Here is an 18,969-nt window from a genome sequence, read left to right on the forward strand (position 1 = left end):
TTAATGAACTTCTAAGAGAGTGGTATTCCATAATACCTTTTTAGTCTGCGTATGATCATAGAGGTAAGTACTGTTATCGTCAGACCTATCACACACCCTAAGGTCACTGCTAAGCATCTAAACAATGGAGTAGCCTCTACTGAGCTAGCAGTATGCGGCTGTACAAGGATAATGATAAGAGCTACTAAGGCTACTCGAGCCATATTTAATATCTTGAATAGATAACAGGTCATGATCGTTAGAAATACACCTAATAAACTAATATAGAAATCAGGGCTTGGATGAATTTCTAAGCAAACTAAACCAACAGCAGATCCTACTAGATTTGACTTAAATCGCTCTACAGATAGCTTTTTAGAATTCTGACCTTCTGGTGAGATAACTAGCATAATAGAGATTAAAGTCCACAGGATTTCATAGTTAGGATATTTTAAGAATAGTAGATATCCGATATAAAACCCGATAAAGCATCTGGTTGTATAGATAATGACTGGGGATGTTATAATTCTAGTTATGAGAGTTCTTACCATAGATTTTTTTTGAGTGTGCAAAGGTAGGAACTCTCATTCGATATTGCAATAATATCTTATTTCTGTTTTTTATATAGCTGAAAAGTATGAAATAATGTTAAAAAATAGTAAAAAACAAGATAAAGGAGACTTATGACAATTTAGGTCTGTCTCAAGTTAAAAATTACGAAATACTAGCACATGCAAAAAATATAATAGAGATAATAGATAGTAAGATGGCTAGTATTGGGAATTTCTGAACACTGATTTGTTTAGATTCTAGTAAGGTACAGATAATCGTAGGGAAGATAATGAGTCCTGTCAGACAGAGTATCCAAGCGAATTCGATCAGATGTACATATTTAGGACTTTGAACAAAGTCAGCAATAAGTGAGCCCTGAAATATCACCACAAATACTAGATTGTTTAATATGGTGAGCAGAGCCAGATGGTTTAGTACTTTCTTAGTCATGGTGGTGGTGGCTTTGTTGGTTTATAACAAAGTTAGCCAATGTATAAGGAGAATGTAGGAATAGAGTAGGTAATGTTTGTTTCAATACTATAATAATGAAGGTGTTGTGTTTGAATAGTATTGCTTTTTTATTGCGTGTAATTATATTGATTAATGTATAATTAGTTAAAAATAAAATCTAGATGAGAGTAATCCATTTGATAAATAGTATTTTTGCTAAAATTTTTAAGTCATGCGTAAATTAGCCAATAGCGAATTGGATCGTAAAAATGTAGAAGAGTTTAAAGCTTCTGAGAAAACACCTATTATTGTAGTTTTAGATGATGTAAGAAGTTTACATAATATTGGGTCTGTATTCAGAACGTGCGATGCTTTTTTAGTTGAGAAAGTATATCTATGTGGTATCACCGCTACCCCTCCAAATAAAGAAATACACAAAACAGCTTTAGGGGCTACCGAAACTGTAGAGTGGGAATATGCTAAGGATGTAGTAGAAGTAGTGAAGTCATTAAAAGAAAGTGGAGTATCTGTACAGTCTGTAGAACAAGTAGAGAATAGCGTAATGCTAAATGACTTTAAGGTAACAGAAGGAGCGAAATATGCATTAGTATTCGGTAATGAGGTAAAAGGAGTTAATCAAGAGGTGGTAAACTTAAGTGATGGAGTGATCGAGATTCCACAGCTAGGTACGAAACATTCTTTAAATATCTCTGTAAGTGCAGGAATCGTAATCTGGGACTTATTCCAACAGATGTAATATCGTAACATTCTTTAAATATCTCTGTGAGTGCAGGGATTGTAATCTGGGACTTATTCCAACAGATGTAATATCTTATCAATATTTATATAGCGAAGAGCTACTTCTATACGAAGTAGCTTTTTTTTATGTCTATATAACAGAAATTATTGACCTATAATGCCCTCTAGTGGAGATAATGAGTGATCATGGAGTTATTGCCCTTGTATGGAGAATATGATTTATATTAATTGGTTGATATATAGTTGTTTATTTTGTTTTTAACTAGAATCGTTCGGGTAGTACTTGGGTGAAGCATTGGTTTTGCTTGGAAAAACACTTTTTTACCGAAGGATAGCAAAACTGTATCCGAACAACATCGTTATAAATATTGAATTTCATTGACTTAAGAATGATAATAAGCTAGAGAAAGCATGGTCATAAGTAACCAAAATAATCAAAATAGGGCAGGGTAATATGTATAATTTAATGATATTATCACGTTATAGTAATGGACTAAATAATATCTTTGAGATAAATAAAAGAGAAATAATGAAGGTATTCGAAATAGGAAGTGGGCAGACTATTATAAAAGGGCCGAGTCATTATTATAGTTGTAATGATGGGGATAGTACTGTGATACTATACAGAGGCGAGCATGATGACGAGCCTCTGATTAGATTTAGTGTTATCTCTTTTACGAGAGCTGAGGGAGTGACACAGAAAGCCTTATTACAAGACTTTAAGGATAAAGCTCATCAGAAGAATACAGAGGCTGTGACGTATAAAGGAAAAAGTTATTTCTGTTATGCTAGTGAGGATCAGGAGGAGCTGTATATGCACATATTTGAGGTGATGTATGGTGATGATATTATCATAGGGTCATTGACTGCAAATAAGGAGGATAGAGATAGTGATGAGGTAGCTGTCTATCTAAAAGAGATAGAAGAGATGATCAGAAGTATAGATAGTCTATCTTCTCTACAGTTTCCATTACTAGAACCTAAGTATGATGACCTAGTACGTCTAGAGACAGAGTCAGTTAAAGTATTAGGGATAGCATCAGAAGACCTTCAGGCTTATCACGAGAGTGGTGACGCTATAAAGAAGTTACAGGAGATACTGAATCTAAGAGAGTATGCCGTAAATGATTATGAATATCATCAGGCACTAGGTATCTTGTTCGGAGCTTGTTTTCAGTATAGATATAGTGATTTTCATTGGATAGTGGTACATGATCAGTATGGTAGAGAGATGGCGTTACAGTATCAAGACTACGCCTTGCAATGTTTTCCGATTACGATGATTACTAAGCGCATAGAAGATGAGGTAGATATCGATGTTATAGCCTTAATAGAGGAAGTAGTACAGCATATAGAGGTGGCTATAGAGAGTGATAAAGGGTATACCCGACTAGAGTATAATTATTAATAAGAATAGTAGTCAAGAGATAGACTTTCTTTTGATTTATATATAACCGTAACATTCGTAGCTCGATAGCTACTGATTAATTATAATACATTAAAACGATTAGGATGAACACCAAGATATTATTGCTCGTGATGATGTTATCTTCTGTTGTATTTGGACAAGAGATACAGGGATATAAGTTAGATCACTATTTAAACGAATTGTCTAAGAATAATACAGAAGCAGGCAGTCTCTCTATTTTTAAAAAAGGAGTAGAAGTCTATCATAAAAACTTTGGACAAGAGAATTTACCCGATACCTCGTCTGATGAGAATAAGATGTATCAGATAGGATCGGTAACTAAGCTTTATACTGCTGTGATTATATTTAAGTTAATCGAAGAGGGCAAATTAGAGTTGACCACTAAGTTATCTGACTTCTATTCAGATATGCCTAATGCTGATCGTATCACGATTAAGAATCTGCTAGATCACAGTAGTGGACTAGGGAGCTATGTAGTCAAAAATGGAGAAGTGTGGGTGACAGAGAAAGTGACAGAGCAGGAGATATTAAACTTGATAAAAGAGCAAGGAGTGAAGTTCGCTCCTGATACAGATCGCGCATATTCTAATTCGGCTTATTATCTATTGACTAAAATAATAGAAGAGGTGACTGATAAACCTTATCATTTATTAGTCAATCAGTATATCGTGAATCCATTGAGGTTAGAAAGTACATATTCTGCTAAATCGATGCCTATCTATGTGCATAAACCATATCAATTCAAACATGGGCAATGGGCAGAAATGGTAGATATTAACCCGATGAATATTATAGGGGTGGGAGATTTGACCACGACTACTAAAGAGTTGAATATCTTCATTTATAATTTATTTCAAGGTAAAATAATTACATCAGCCTCTTTAGAATCAATGTTGCCTCAAAAAATAGAAGGTAAATTTGGGAGAGGTATAATGTATTTAGTCTATGACAATGTAAGCTTTTACGGGCATGGTGGAGACACACTAGGGACACATACGATGCTAGTATATAATCCAGATGATGAAGTATCTATCGCTTATAGTAGTAATGCGCAGCAGGTACCTGATCAGGTGTTTAAGGGTATCGTGAATATTCTGTACCCTAACGGCTATAAAATACTGAAAGGAGAAGACTAAAACAGACAAGCTAACGTAATGGTTAGCTTTTTTTATAAGATGATAATATAACTTTTCTGACTACAATAAAAAAGGTATATTTATCTAAGGATAATAAGTGAAGCGTATGCAATATATAGATTTAGGAGTAGAGAAGTTAGTATTGGTAATACCTGATGAGTACGATGTAGAGTTAGCAGATTATGGAGGGTTTATCTTGACTAAAGACGGAGTGAGTTATCTACCTTATATCTCTGTGTATGAGATAAGGACAGTAGGAGGAGAGGACTTTGACTTCGAGCAGGTGTTAGAAGACTTTACTACTGAAGCGAGTCATATAGAAGAGGAGGTAAAGGAAGTAGGAGATAAGTTCTATTATATGACAGAGCTAGAGATAGAAGATTTATATATCTATGAGTATTCTGTATTGTATAACAATGTACGCTTTGAGCTTCAGTTATTCATCAGTCAGTCAGATGTAAATTCTGAGTTAGCAAGTGACTATCTAGAAGAGACAGTGCAGATGATAGAATATGTCGGGATAGTCCTTAACGAAGACCATAGTAGTCAAGCCTTGACTCCTGAAGAGCTCGAGTTTATAGAGTCTAGTGTAAGTAAGCTCTTAGGAGCTAATCAATATGAGTTAAAATCAGTATTTGATTCTGGTAAGGCGTTGGACATACTGCAGTGGTTATTCGATGAGCAGTGCTTTGATCTAAAGGATAAAGAATATCTAGGTAAGTTAGGATTGTTATTCGGGGCGTTACTTCGTTATTATTATATCGATTTTGAATGGGTAGGTGTAGAAGGTGACCTAGGCTATGAGTACGCCTTACAGTATAAGGATACAGAAGTCGTTATTTTTCCGATTAGCTTAGTAGTCTCTCGTCTAGAAGCGGGAGAGCATATCCAAATAGCGCGTTTATTAGATAAAATATTTCAATCTGTAGAAGATCAGTTCGAGGAAGAATAAATGTAGTTATATACGTTCTTAATTTAGGTTAAGTGTATGAGGGTGTATATGGTTATACATTTGTCTCATACAAAACGCTACTGATAAGACAGTGGTTATAACCTTAAAAAATAGAATTATTATGACAAATACAGTTTGGAATATCGACCCTACACATTCAGAAATAGGATTCAAAGTAAAACACATGATGTTTACGAATGTATCAGGTAAGTTTAATGACTTCACATCGACAATTAAGAATGTAGATGCAGCATTCGAAACTTCAGAAATATCATTTACAGCAAAGGTAGCTTCTATAGATACAAATAATGCAGATAGAGATACTCACCTAAAAAGTGCAGATTTCTTTGAAACAGAGCTTTATCAAGATATCGTGTTTACTTCTACAAGTATTCAGAAAAAAACAGATAACTTCTATGTAGTGACTGGTATGCTAACAATAAAAGGAGTGACGAAAGAAGTAGCATTTAATGCAGAATATAGTGGAGTACTAGTAGATCCATGGGGAAATACTAAGATAGGACTGTCTCTAGAGTCTAAGATTAACCGTAAAGAGTTTGGACTGACTTGGAATGCTGGTTTAGAAACAGGTGGAGTGTTAGTAGGAGAGGATATTAAGTTATTCGCTGAAGTACAGTTTGCTAAAGCTTAATGATGTCTTCATAGATGTAAATTTTTAATATACAAGTGCGAAAGCCTTCAAAGAGATTTCTTTGAAGGCTTTTTTTTGTATTTGAGAATTAAGTGATTTTATTATATTTGTTTCCTTAGTCACTATGTAGTGACTATATAAGATAACTGAACTTAATATACAGAGAATCATGAGTTGTAAAACGTCTCATACAGATTTATCAACAGGATATTGTCCTGATTGTGGAGAATCAATTAAGCTAAAGAGAATAGATAGTCACTATGTTTTGCATGAGATAAGCCACGTTTTACACGTTGAGAAAGGTATATTCTATACTATAAAAGAACTATTGTTAAAACCAGGTATTACAGTTCAGAAGTTTATTACTGAGGATAGAAGTAAGTTAGTAAAGCCTATTATATTCATTATTATAGCTTCTCTTGTTTACTCCCTTATTGCTCACTATTTTCACATAGAGAGTTTTGTTTCTTACCATCATTCAGGAGGTGGCGGAGTGGCAGATAGTATATTTCTCTGGGGAGATACTCATTCTGGGTATATGAATATAATTATAGGAGTGTTTATAGCGGTATGGGCTAAGGTGTTGTTTAAAAAACACTCTTTTAATTTATTTGAGATATTGATTTTATTGTGCTTTGTGACAGGAATGTCTATGTTGATATTTTCTGTGTTTGCTATTATACAAGGGATAGTAAAGGTTAATTTAATGGCGATTGCAGGAGTGGTAGGTGTGCTCTATTGTACTTGGGGAATAGGACAATTCTTTGAAGTGAGAAGTATAAAGAGTTATTTGAAAGCTTTCTTTGCTTATGTTTTAGGGATGCTTACATTCTCAGTATTAGTGATTATAATAGGAGAGTTACTAGATTATGTCATACTTCAAAGTAAGTAAATAAAGAACGTCCCATGATATACTATCATGGGACGTTCTTTATAGTTAGAAACTGTTTAGCTTCATATATCCTAGTTCTATGTGATCTTCTGTTAGAGGTTCTATAGAAGGAGTTATTTTGATAGTGTATTGCTGTTTTAAATCTTCATTTAAGATTTCGTCCATCTCATAGATATCATCTACATCTAGACCATACTTATTATCTACGTGACTATATCCTCTCGGAGGTAGGTTATACTCTTCGTAAAAGGCTGTACTCTTTACATACTGGATGGCTTCTTTCTGACTATTAGCGACTACTAGACACGTCTGGTGAAACTCGTCAAAAATACCTGGTTTATATCCACCTAGATTGATAAAGAATAACTTTAGATCACTAGGTTGGTGTGTTTCTCTAGAAACTACTTCTATGTGATGACCTTGTACAGATGTTACTTCTCTCCATGCATCTACGTGTAGTTTAGGTCCTGCTTCTGGCCAAAAGTCAACTATCTGTGGGATGAGGTCTTTCATCTGTGTGCCTATGCCGAAGTAGATATCATGCTGTTCTATATGACGTCCTGGAGGAGTGACTCCTAGCATGGTCATAAATAATTTATTCGTCATGCTTCACTAGTTTATGTTGAATCTTATCTAAGATGTAGATATAGTCTTCTTGATTAGCTACGAAGTCTAAGTCTGATATATCAATAATCAATACTTTGTCTGCAGGCATTGTCTTGATATAGTTAAAATAGCCTTGGTTCACTTGATCTAAGTAAGTACCTGGGATTTCACTTTCGTAAGAACGACCACGTTTCTGTATATTCTCTAATAAGCGATCTGTGTTCTGATATAGGTAGACATACAGATCAGGCTTAGGAGTTTCTTTATACATAATCTCAAATATCTGCTGATACAGCTTGAACTCGTCTTCTTCTAAAGTGATTTGAGCAAAGATGATAGACTTGTAGATATAATAATCAGCTATGATAAACTCTTTAAAAAGGTCAAACTGTGCTAAGTCATCAGATAACTGTGAGTACCTGTCTGCTAAGAATGACATCTCTAATGGAAATGCATATCTAGTAGCATCTTTATAAAACTTAGGTAAGAAAGGGTTGTCCGCAAAACCTTCTAGAATATTCTTTGCATTAAAGTCTTCTGATATACGATTAGTTAAGGTAGTCTTACCAGCACCTATATTTCCTTCTATGGCGATAAAGTTTACATGAGTAAAGCCATATTGAAGAATAGGACTTTTTATATCTCCTACTATCTTAAAAGATGTTTTATCTTTACAGCTATTCAGTAATTCTTTGAAACTTTGCTTTAGTATAGGGTGTGCCCATTCTAAGTTTAGATCTGCACATGGCTGTAGTACGAACTGTCTGTCTTGCATCAAGGGATGAGGTACAGATAGGTTATCAGTATTATATACTTCTTGGTTAAAAGAGATAATATCGATATCTATCAGTCTAGCACTATACCCCACTGTATGCTGTGGACGTATTCTACCCAGTACTTGTTCTATTTCGAGTACCTTTAGAATAACCGTTTCAGCTTTTAGCGTACTGTGTAATAATACAGCACAATTAAAGAAAGGATCGCTCTCAAAACCCCAAGCAGGAAATTCGTAAATAGGTGATATTTTTATGACTGTACCAATATGCTTGTTAATCAGTTCGATAGATTTCTCTATGTTAGATAATTTATCTCCTTGATTAGAACCTATTGATAATACTATTTGATTTTGCGTAAACATGGGGCAAAGTAAATAAAAGAAAATTGAATAATCGTTACTTTTGTATCAGTTAATAATGCAAATTTACGGGTATAATCTGTAACTTTTTTTATAATTTGAATACTAATAAGATAAATTGTTTTTAATATGAGGTTTTTAAGAAATGTTTTAGCTACGATAGTAGGTCTGTTTATATTCTTCGGAATATTGTTTTTTGGACTGATGATCATTGGTGTAGCTATGGGAAGTAGTTCTGATACTGTTACAGTAAAAGACAGTTCAGTTATTAATTTAGATTTATCTGGTGTGAAATATGATTATGCAGGTAAATATAATATGAAGGAATTCGGCTTTAGAGAAGCTGGAAAAGATGGTGTGTCTGACGTACTAGCGGCTATAGAGTATGCGAAGACAGATGATCGTATTAAAGGAATCTCTATTCTGAATAATAACTCTATGCTAGGAGTAGTACAGAAACGTGAGATTAGAAATAAACTAGAAGAGTTTAAAGCAACAGGTAAGTTCGTATTGGCTTATGCTAATGTGTATTCACAAGGAGAATATTATTTAAACTCTATTGCAGATACTATTTATATTAATCCAGTAGGTGGGTTAGACTTTAAGGGATTGTCTACAGAGATTCTTTACTTAAAAGGATTACAGGACAAAACAGGAGTACAAATGGAAGTAATGAGACACGGTAAATATAAAAGTGCTGTAGAACCATTCTTACAAGAAAACATGAGTGAGGCGAATAGAGAGCAGACAACAGTGTTCTTAAAGTCTATTTGGGAAACATTAGTTAACGATATCTCTAAGAGCAGAAAGATATCTGTAGATAGCTTAAACGGTATAGCGAATAATCTAGGAGCTAGAACACCTAAACTTGCTTTAAAAACAGGATTAGTGGATAAAGTAGCTTATGAGGATGAGTATCATGCAGCGATTAAACATGAATTAGGTGTAGAAGGAGATAAAGATTATAATAGCGTAGATATCTTAGATTACGTTAAAGATGTGATTGTAAAAAATAGTGCAAAAACAGCTAAAGATCGTATTGCGGTAATCTATGCACAGGGGGAGATTAGAGATGGTGAAGGTAGCGTAAGCTATATCGGTGAAGGATCTATCAACCGTGCTCTAAAAGCAGCAAGAAAGGATGATAAGATAAAAGCTATCGTACTAAGAGTAAATAGCCCTGGTGGTAGTGCTCTGACTTCTGAATTAATCTGGAGAGAGATAGAGTTGACTAAAAAAGTGAAGCCAGTGATTGTTTCTATGGGAGATGTAGCTGCATCAGGAGGGTATTATATCTCTAGTAATGCAGATAGAATCTTCGCAGATCCAGGAACGATTACAGGTTCTATAGGGGTATTCGGTATGGTTCCGAACTTTAAAGCATTAGCTACAAAGTATGGAGTAAATGCAGAACAAGTGAAGACACATGATAATGCGGCTAACTATAGTCCATTTAGAGATGTTGATCCAGGCTTTAGAATGATGGTGACAGAAGGTATAGAGGATGTTTACACTACATTCGTTCAGAGAGTAGCTGATGGAAGAAAGATGACAGTAGAACAAGTAAATGAATTAGCGCAAGGTAGAGTGTGGACTGGAAAAGATGCATTAGAAAATAAATTAGTAGATGAACTAGGAGGATTAGATACAGCTATTGCTTATGCTGCTAAAAAGGTAGAGATAGACGATTATAAAGTAGTAAACTACCCAGAGTATAAAATGAAGTTCGAAGATATGCTTAGAGGGTATCTAGGTGCTTCTGTATTTAAATCAGAAGAAGAGCTAATTAAAGAAAAGATAGGTGAAGCTAACTATGAAATGATAGAGAGACTTAACTATTTCAACAATATGAGAGGTGTACAAGCAATATTGCCTTTTGAAGTAAAAATAGAGTAGTAATAAGATAATGTTATAGTCAAATTTATGCTTTCGTTAAAGAAGACATAAATTGATTAATATCGAATAAAGAGTTATCCTTTTAGACTAGGGATAACTCTTTTTTTTTGTTATTTTGTAATAAAATGAAAAGTTATGAATAAAAAGGTTTTAAAATGGACAGGAGGTATAGTGTTGGGATTGTTTATCTTACTAATGCTAACACCTATTTTGTTTAAGGGAAAAATACAAGATTTAGTACTTAAAACTATTAATGACAACTTAAATGCAAAGGTGACATTCGAGAAAGTAGACCTGAGCTTTATACGTAACTTTCCTAAGGCAACAGTAGTGATTAAGGACTTGGCTGTTGTGAATAAGGCGCCATTCGATGGAGATACGTTAGTGTCTGCCAAAATGATAGGGCTAAAGATGTCTATTATGGAGTTATTCAATGGGGCGGATAAGCCGATGAGTATAGAAGATATCTTAGTAGAAAATGCTAAGGTTAACGTGATAGTGAATGAACAAGGGGTAGCTAACTATGATATAGCATTAAAAAAAGAGGATGAAGAGGATGAAGACTCTTCTGATAAGGATCCATTCTCTTTAGCTTTAAATCATTATAAGATAGACAATCTAAACTTAACGTATAAAGATTTAGGTAGTAAGATGATGTTTACTATTAATGAGTTCTATCACCAAGGGACAGGTAATCTATCAGATGATGTACTGGATTTAGATACAGAATCTAAAGCAAAAGTTTCGTTTGTAATGGAGGATACTAAGTTTCTGAATGAGGTTAACTTATCACTGAAAGCTTTAATCGGAATGGATATGACGAAGCAATTGTATTCATTTAAAGAGAATAAAGCATTGATTAATCAGTTGCCTTTAGCATTTGATGGTTCAGTTCAGTTATTAGAAGATGGACAGCAGTTTGATTTGAGTTTTGCTACTCCTGACTCAGACTTTAAAAACTTCTTAGGATTAATACCAGAAGCTTATGCGGGTAATCTAAAAGGGGTGACTACATCAGGTGATTTTAAAGTAGAAGGAAAGGTAAAAGGTAAAATGACAGAGACAACTATTCCTACACTAGCTATTCACATGAATGCAAAGAATGCGTCCTTTAAGTATCCAGATCTACCTAAAGCAGTTCAGAATATTCTATTAGATGTTAATGTGATGAATGAGACAGGGATAATGAAAGATTTATATGTAGATATTAACCAATTGTCATTTAAGATAGATCAAGATATATTCAACGCGAAAGCGAAGATTAAGAACATTAGTGAGAATGCGTTAGTAGATGCAAATTTTGATGGGATTATTAATTTAGCAAATGTATCTAAAGCATATCCTGTGAAACTAGATACACCACTGACAGGGATATTAAAAGCGAAAGTAGCCACTAATTTTGACATGAACTCTGTAGAGAAAGAACAATATCAAAATATAAAAAACAGTGGTAGTGTATCTTTGACAGGCTTTAATTTTAGTACAGATGCGATGGCTAAGCCAATGCAGATACAAGAGGCAGCTCTTACTTTTAATACAAGTAATGTTACGCTAAATAAACTTGCTATAAAAACAGGTACTTCAGATCTAAATGCAGACGGAAGATTAGATAATCTATATGGTTTCTTATTTAAGAAGCAGACCTTAAAAGGGAACTTTAATTTAAACTCTAATAATTTTGTATTAGCTGATTTATTAAAAGAAGACACTGCGAAAGTAGAAGAGAAGAATGAGAAATCAACTACAACAAAAGCATCTGATCCATTAAAGATTCCAGGGTTCTTAGATTGTACAATTAATGCAAATGCAAAGACAGTAGCATACGATGATCTAACACTTAAGAATGTAAAAGGAACATTAGTGATTAAAGATGAAGCTGCACGTCTTCAGAATATGTCAACAGATCTTTTTGGTGGAAAAATAGCATTCGGAGGGAATGTATCTACAAAAGAAGCTGTACCAACTTTTGATATGAACTTAGGACTACAAAGTTTAGATATCAAACAGACTTTTAATGATCTAGGGTTTTTAAAAGCTGTAGCACCTATTGCTAATGTGATGTCAGGAAAAGTAAATGCAGCTGTAGTGATGAAAGGAAAGTTAAATGCAGCAGATTTATCACCAGATTTAAATACAATGTCAGGTGATATAAAAGGTGATTTAGCGAATGCGACTATTACTGCTCAGAATTCTAAACTACTATCATCATTAGACGGAGCGTTGAACTTCATTGATTTGAAGAATCTAGATTTGAGTAATAAAAAGATGCACATTGTTTTTAATAATGGACGTGTACAGTTTAAACCTTTTGATATAAAAACAAAAGACTTAGCGGTGACTGTATCAGGAGAACATGGCTTTGATCAAAGTCTTAATTATGCTTTGGACTTTAAAGTACCAGCTAAATTACTAGGTAATGATGTCGCTAATGCATTGACTGCTTTAGGACCTAAATCTAGTAATAAGTTTGATGCAATACCTGTGAAAGTAGGGGTAACAGGTGACTTTACCAACCCAAAGGTGTCTGCTAATATGGCTGATGTAGTAAAGAATATTACAAATGAAATCTTAGAAGAACAAAAGAATCAATTAGTAGGAAAAGGTAAAGATGCACTACTAGATATCTTAGGAGGGAAGAAGGAAAATAATACTTCAGGTGAAGAGAATACAACAAAGAAAAATGAAACTGAAGAAACAGTCAACAAAATTAGTGAAGGCTTAAAAGGGCTGTTCGGTAAAAAGAAAAAGACTGAAGAAACAGAATAGTATATAAAAAACGAGCTCCATTAAGGAGCTCGTTTTTTATATATATGTTATTAGATAACTTCAATATTAACCATATATCCTTCATAAGTACGGATATTAAATACAGTACCATCTTCGAATAGTAGATATTGTCCTTTGACACCTTTTAACTTACCTTCATAAGAAGGAGTCTTGTCAAGGTTAAGACTTTTTATCTTTGTTGGGAATTGTATGACAGGGTAATCTAGATTAAAGATAGAAGAATCAGTTTGATCAAAGTAAGGTCTTACTTCTTCTGGTAGTTTCTCTTTTAGAGAATTTCTTATTTCTTCTAAGTTTGTTTCTAGTACTTCATTTTGTAGCATCTTTCTCCAATTCGTTTTGTCTGTAAACATATCTTTTAGAGCTACCTCAGTGATTCCTGCTAAGTATCTATTAGGTACTTCTACTATTTCTATTGCTTTAGAAGCCCCCTGATCTATCCATCTAGTAAGTACTTGTGTTTTTCTAGTTACCCCTACTTTTACATCACTAGCTACAGCTAGATATACGATATGAGGCTGTATCTGTACCTTTGTTTCATACTCTAGGTCTCTATCTTCTATCCCTAGGTGAGCTGTACTTAATTCAGGTCTCATGATCCAATCACCTACTTGTGCACTAGAGTAAAAACACTCATAACAAAAGCCTTGTCTAAATATTTTTTTGTGCTGTCCACAGTTTAAACATTCATATCCTGTAAACTCAATCTTTATGTTTCTGTCAAGAATCTGATTTATATTGATGAAGTTGCTTTTAAATACTAAATAGTATTCAATAGGGGTGTTAAATTCCGTCTGCATTTTGTTTAAAACTCCTTCGTATTGCATAGATAAAATTGTTATTTTTGGGTAAGTTGTAAAAGTACGAAAAAACATTTACCACTGTAATTACTAACTTTTCATAATGAAAAGATTAGATACTTGACTAATTAATAAGATATGGCATTCACAATTATTAATTCTATCGCTTCTTGGATATTGAAGAAGAGAATTCACCAGATAGATCTATTTAGGAAATACCCAAATGAAGTACAAAATGACTTGTTTTTGAATTTAATGAAGACAAATGAGAAGACAATCTTAGGAAAGCAGTTTGGCTACGATAGTATAAAGAGCTATGGGGATTTTGCAGAGAGAGTGCCTTTATTTAAGTACGAGGAGTTCGAACCTTATATAGAACGCGCTCGCCAAGGAGAGAATAATATCTTTTGGCCAGAGCCTATCCGTTGGTTTGCTAAGTCAAGTGGAACTACTAATGCAAAAAGTAAGTTTATACCTGTGAGTAATGAAGCATTAGAGAACTGTCATTATAAAGCAGCAAAAGACTTACTGTGTTTATATTTAAATAACAATGAAGATTCACAGTTATTTACTGGTAAGAGCTTAAGGTTAGGAGGAAGTAAACAACTTTATGAAGACAAGAATACTTTCTTTGGAGATCTATCGGCTATCTTAATTGATAATATGCCTTTTTGGGCAGAGCTAAGCAGTACTCCTAGTAATAAGACATCACTGATGTCTGAGTGGGAGAGTAAGATGAATGCAATTATTAAGGAAGTAAGGAATGAGAATGTAACTAGTTTTGCAGGAGTACCTTCGTGGATGTTGGTGTTATTAAACCGCATTATACAAGAGACAGGTAGGGGAGATTTATTAGAACTATGGCCTAATGCTGAGGTTTATTTCCATGGAGGAGTTAGTTTTGAGCCTTATAAGGATCAATATAAAAAGCTACTACCTAGTGATCGATTTAGATATTATGAGATCTATAATGCTTCTGAAGGTTTCTTTGCTATCCAAGATCAGAATGACTGTAATGAACTATTATTAATGTTAGATTACGGAATATTCTATGAGTTTATTCCGATGGATACTTTCGGAACTTCTAATCAAAAGATAATTCCATTATCAGAAGTAGAGATAGGTAAGAATTATGCACTAGTGATCACTACTAATGCAGGATTAGTAAGATACTTAATCGGAGATACTGTGCGCTTTACTAGCCTATTACCTTACCGTATTAAAATAACAGGGCGTACTAAACATTTTATCAATGTATTCGGTGAAGAGCTGATGATAGAGAATACAGACAGAGCACTAGCAAAGACCTGTATTGAATTTAATGCTGAGGTAGCTGAGTACACGGTAGCACCTATATTTATGGAAGGAAAAGAGAAAGGTGCTCACGAATGGGTAGTAGAGTTCAGTAAAGCTCCAGATAATCTACAATTGTTTAGTGAAGTACTAGATAAGAATCTACAAGCTCTCAACTCAGATTATGAGGCGAAGCGTACGAATAATATGACTCTAAATCCATTAGTATTACATAGCGCTCGTAAAAATCTATTCTATGATTGGCTAAAGAATAACAATAAACTTGGAGGACAGCATAAGGTACCACGATTATCTAATGAACGTACACTATTAGAAGAACTGCTATCAATGCAACGTATATTAGTATAATTTACTAGATTAAAATCTATATCAAAGCATTCATTTTAATGGATGCTTTTTTTATATCTAGTCGTCAGTGTTTTAAAATGATTGACTGTAATTAGCTGTAATACAGTATTGTATTTAAGCTGAGGTAAGTATTGGGGTAGAAAAGTATGGATATAAAAAAACCCTGCCTAGCAGGGTCTTCTTTATGAACAGTTTTGCTAAAATTATTTAGCAGCTTCTTCTGTAGCTGGAGCTTCCTCAGTAGCTGGAGCTTCTTCTGTAGCTGGAGCCTCTTCAGTTACTACTTCTTCTGTAGCTGGAGCTTCTTCAGTTACTACTTCTTCAGTTGTTGTTTCTTCTACAGCTGGTTCTTTTGCAGTTTCTTTACAAGAAACGAAAGATACTCCCATCATTGCTACTAAAGCGATGCTTAATGCGATTTTTTTCATCTTACTAAATTATAAAAGTTAATTATTAATTCGTGACAAATATATGAATTTTTTGGTTCGCAAAACTTTTTTTGAATATTTTTTTTTAATCAATAAGTTGTTGTAAACCAATGTTTTAATTACTTGTTTTTCTTAGGTTCTACTAATTTCATCTCCTCAATTAGATGTTTTGCATCTGCAAACTTATCTATAATGAATAAAATGTATCTAGCATCTACCATAATGTTACGACAAATAGATGGATCATAGTAAATATCACTCATCGTTCCTTCCCAAACACGGTCAAAGTTTAACCCTATTAGATTACCCTCTGCATCGATAGCTGGACTTCCAGAGTTTCCTCCAGTTGTATGGTTAGTAGCGATGAAGTTCACAGGTAATTTACCATTATCTGCATACTGTCCGTAGTCTTTCTTATTATATAGATCTACTAATTTTGCAGGTACGTCGAATTCATAGTCACCAGGTACATATTTCTCCATAATACCTTCTAAATGAGTTACAGGTTCGTAGTACGTAGCGTCTTTAGGGAAGTACCCATCTACTTTACCATAAGTAACACGTAGTGTACTATTAGCATCAGGGAATATTCTAGCATCAGGATATAAGTCTAACTGAGCTTTCATAAACGTACGTTGTAAAGCTGCTATTTCTCTTTCTAATTCTTCGTATTTAGGTAATACATTTTGAATATAGTTTTCGATTAGTGCTTTAGCAAATGCGTATCCTTTATCGTTGTTGATATTCTTTACTACTTGATCAGCATTACCTTTTAATAATTCTTGTAACCCTGCGTAAGTAGTTAATTTACTATTCGCATAGATATCTTTAGTGATAGCTGAGATGTTAGCTCCGTTTAATTCTTTAGGTAAGAATTGTTTAGGTGCATCTTTTGCATACATTTCTACGATAGCCTCGAATACTTTTTCGTCAACTGCCTTGCTATAGTTTTTGTAGAACTTGTCTTGCCCTTTGATTAAGTTCTCACGTCTGCTGTTGAATGCTTGTTCGTTAGACGCATAAGTCTCTAAAGCATATACTCTCCAAGCCGCAGCTAGAAGTTCAGCATTGCGTTGTACTACTTCAGCGAAGTAATCTTTGCTAATAGCATAAGGTTTAATATCTCCATAAAGTTTTTCGAACTTAGCAGGGATATCAGCATAAGCTTTAGTGTTTTTATTTTTCTTAGCTCTTACGATGAAGTCTTTTTCGAAATCTTGTTTAGCTTGTACAGCGTTAGTCTTTTTTAAACCTTGGCTTTCTCCGATCCATTTTTTCCAATAGTTAGCTGTGCTAGCATATTTAGATGCATATTGAATCTTGATTGCTTGGTCTGCACGCATAAACTCATCAGTGATCTTAAGTGCTTTATCACGGATACCGATTCTTACAGGGTTTAGATCATTTACGATTTGTTCTACTGCATAAGATGGTAAGTACTCTTGTGTTCTACCTGGGTAACCAAATACCATAGTGAAGTCACCTTCTTCTACACCACTAAGTGAGATAGGGAAGAAGTGCTTAGGACGGTAAGGTACATTATCTTTTGAGTATGCAGCTGGTTTATTGTCTTTGTCAGCGTATATTCTGAATAGAGAGAAGTCACCTGTGTGACGAGGCCATACCCAGTTATCTGTATCAGAACCAAACTTACCAATAGATGATGGTGGGGCACCTACTAGACGTACATCTTTAAAAGTCTCTGTTACGAATAAGATATATTGATTTCCTTCATAAAAAGATTTAATCTTATTGTCTTGCCATTTTTCTTTAGGGAATTTAGCTACAGTTGTAGTAATGTTCTTTTGGATCTTAGCTTGTTTTTCTATTTCAGAATCTTTAGCTACTACACCAGCCATTACTTCTTTAGTCACATCCTCTATGCGAACGATGAAAGTAACTTCTAAGTTTTCGTTAGGTAGCTCTTGAGCCATAGATTTAGCCCAGAACCCGTTAGCTAAGTAATCATTCTCTACAGAAGAGTGTGCTTGGATCTGTCCATATCCACAGTGGTGATTAGTTAGTAAAAGACCTTGTGAAGAGATAACTTCAGAAGTACACCCACCATTGAAGTGAGGGACAGCATCTTTCATACTAGATTGGTTCACATCGTAGATATCTTCGATAGACATCTTCATTCCAAGGCTTTTCATTTCTGTTTCATTCATTCCCTTTAGCAGAGAAGGAATCCACATCCCACCTTGTTGTGCATAGATAGGTAAAGCTACCAATACTACAAGTGCCTTAAATAGATTTTTAATCTTTTTATTCATAAAAGTGTTAGTTAGAATTGAATTCGCTGGCAAGATACAATATTACATGGGAACGCTAAAATCGAAATATGTTAATACGCGATAGTACTGTTGGAGTATAGTGGTTCGTAATATTAGTATACTAAGAAAGTAATCTGTCTGTACTGACTCCGTTAAAACTGCCCAAAAAACGGACTCACTACGGACTCAGAACGGACTCATTCCTATTGAAACTCATTGTAAGCACCTATGTGATAGAATGTAAGTAAGGAGTGGAGTTACCTTATCTTATAGATAGAGAGGTGTGTTTAGAGGGATAGGTAAGATAACTATACTACTATGTATATATAAGGAGTAGAATGTGTAGTGATGTATCTAAGTGTTGCTGGAATTATGTCTATATAGCACTATTTTGGTATGAGACTGTACCCTGTCTTGTGTTAGGTGTTATCTTTTCAAAAAAGTGGTTTCTAATGCGAAAAAAAGGTGTGTGAGAACGCAAAAAAGAGAATTAGTGTGTTGAAAAAATCATAATTAGTGATTGTGGTGTTGCAGTAATCAATATTTTGTCTTATATTGGTACATCGGGATTAAAATCCGAG

The 18,969-nt window shown here is 34.2% G+C and carries 16 protein-coding genes; 9 read left to right on the forward strand and 7 right to left on the reverse strand.

The genetic code is table 11. The annotated features are described in order from the left end of the window. Positions 1-11: 11 nt before the first annotated feature. Together MPR_RS02925 and MPR_RS02930 are read right to left on the reverse strand one after the other, a co-directional pair. Positions 12-530 (reverse strand): FUSC family protein, encoded by a 519-nt coding sequence (locus MPR_RS02925; RefSeq protein ID WP_006257297.1) that lies wholly within the window; start codon positions 528-530, stop codon positions 12-14. A 163-nt stretch (positions 531-693) separates the two neighbouring features. Beyond that, a complete protein-coding gene (locus tag MPR_RS02930) occupies positions 694-981 on the reverse strand; it encodes a hypothetical protein (RefSeq protein ID WP_041888965.1) in 288 nt (95 codons plus the stop codon). Positions 982-1,213: 232 nt separating this feature from the next. Between MPR_RS02930 and MPR_RS02935 the strand changes: the two genes are divergently transcribed. The 6 genes from MPR_RS02935 (at position 1,214) to MPR_RS02960 (ending at position 6,801) form a co-directional block, all read left to right on the forward strand. Beyond that, the gene (locus MPR_RS02935; RefSeq protein ID WP_006257295.1) at positions 1,214-1,738 is read left to right on the forward strand and encodes an RNA methyltransferase; all 525 of its coding nucleotides are present in this window, start codon (positions 1,214-1,216) and stop codon (positions 1,736-1,738) included. A 468-nt stretch (positions 1,739-2,206) separates the two neighbouring features. Further along, positions 2,207-3,148, forward strand: coding sequence for a DUF3806 domain-containing protein (locus MPR_RS02940; RefSeq protein WP_041888968.1), 942 nt, complete (start codon positions 2,207-2,209; stop codon positions 3,146-3,148). A gap of 104 nt (positions 3,149-3,252) precedes the next feature. Then, the gene (locus MPR_RS02945; protein ID WP_041888970.1) at positions 3,253-4,305 is read left to right on the forward strand and encodes a serine hydrolase domain-containing protein; all 1,053 of its coding nucleotides are present in this window, start codon (positions 3,253-3,255) and stop codon (positions 4,303-4,305) included. Positions 4,306-4,411: 106 nt separating this feature from the next. Next, positions 4,412-5,257, forward strand: coding sequence for a DUF3806 domain-containing protein (locus MPR_RS02950; RefSeq protein WP_041888973.1), 846 nt, complete (start codon positions 4,412-4,414; stop codon positions 5,255-5,257). Between the two features lie 121 nt (positions 5,258-5,378). Beyond that, positions 5,379-5,909, forward strand: a complete 531-nt coding sequence (locus MPR_RS02955) for a YceI family protein (protein WP_025125346.1) — start codon at positions 5,379-5,381, stop codon at positions 5,907-5,909. Positions 5,910-6,078: 169 nt separating this feature from the next. Beyond that, on the forward strand, positions 6,079-6,801 hold the full coding sequence (locus tag MPR_RS02960; protein WP_025125345.1) for a DUF3667 domain-containing protein: 723 nt from the start codon (positions 6,079-6,081) through the stop codon (positions 6,799-6,801). A 45-nt stretch (positions 6,802-6,846) separates the two neighbouring features. Here the strand turns inward: MPR_RS02960 and MPR_RS02965 are convergent, their stop codons facing one another. Further along, the gene (locus tag MPR_RS02965; protein WP_041888977.1) at positions 6,847-7,407 is read right to left on the reverse strand and encodes a DUF1543 domain-containing protein; all 561 of its coding nucleotides are present in this window, start codon (positions 7,405-7,407) and stop codon (positions 6,847-6,849) included. Next, entirely contained in the window at positions 7,397-8,545 is a 1,149-nt protein-coding gene (gene folK, locus MPR_RS02970; protein ID WP_041888980.1) for a 2-amino-4-hydroxy-6-hydroxymethyldihydropteridine diphosphokinase, read from the reverse strand. The genes MPR_RS02965 and folK overlap by 11 nt, the downstream gene beginning before the upstream one ends. Before the next feature lie 126 nt (positions 8,546-8,671). Between folK and sppA the strand changes: the two genes are divergently transcribed. Both sppA and MPR_RS02980 read left to right on the forward strand, forming a co-directional pair. Further along, a complete protein-coding gene (gene sppA / locus MPR_RS02975; protein ID WP_041888982.1) occupies positions 8,672-10,438 on the forward strand; it encodes a signal peptide peptidase SppA in 1,767 nt (588 codons plus the stop codon). A 135-nt stretch (positions 10,439-10,573) separates the two neighbouring features. Beyond that, positions 10,574-13,204, forward strand: a complete 2,631-nt coding sequence (locus MPR_RS02980) for an AsmA-like C-terminal region-containing protein (RefSeq protein WP_041888984.1) — start codon at positions 10,574-10,576, stop codon at positions 13,202-13,204. Between the two features lie 50 nt (positions 13,205-13,254). On the opposite strand, the gene MPR_RS02985 is transcribed toward MPR_RS02980, so the two are convergent. Further along, a complete protein-coding gene (locus MPR_RS02985) occupies positions 13,255-14,052 on the reverse strand; it encodes a DUF2797 domain-containing protein (RefSeq protein WP_041888987.1) in 798 nt (265 codons plus the stop codon). A gap of 111 nt (positions 14,053-14,163) precedes the next feature. On the opposite strand from MPR_RS02985, the gene MPR_RS02990 reads away from it, so the two are divergent. After that, positions 14,164-15,687 (forward strand): GH3 auxin-responsive promoter family protein, encoded by a 1,524-nt coding sequence (locus MPR_RS02990; RefSeq protein WP_016650193.1) that lies wholly within the window; start codon positions 14,164-14,166, stop codon positions 15,685-15,687. Between the two features lie 203 nt (positions 15,688-15,890). Here MPR_RS02990 and MPR_RS02995 read toward each other — a convergent pair whose 3' ends face one another. Together MPR_RS02995 and MPR_RS03000 are read right to left on the reverse strand one after the other, a co-directional pair. Beyond that, on the reverse strand, positions 15,891-16,115 hold the full coding sequence (locus tag MPR_RS02995) for a hypothetical protein (RefSeq protein ID WP_025125340.1): 225 nt from the start codon (positions 16,113-16,115) through the stop codon (positions 15,891-15,893). A 119-nt stretch (positions 16,116-16,234) separates the two neighbouring features. After that, entirely contained in the window at positions 16,235-18,388 is a 2,154-nt protein-coding gene (locus MPR_RS03000) for a S46 family peptidase (RefSeq protein ID WP_041888988.1), read from the reverse strand. Between the last annotated feature and the right edge of the window lie 581 nt (positions 18,389-18,969).

This window comes from Myroides profundi (assembly GCF_000833025.1).
Classification (GTDB): domain Bacteria; phylum Bacteroidota; class Bacteroidia; order Flavobacteriales; family Flavobacteriaceae; genus Flavobacterium; species Flavobacterium profundi_A.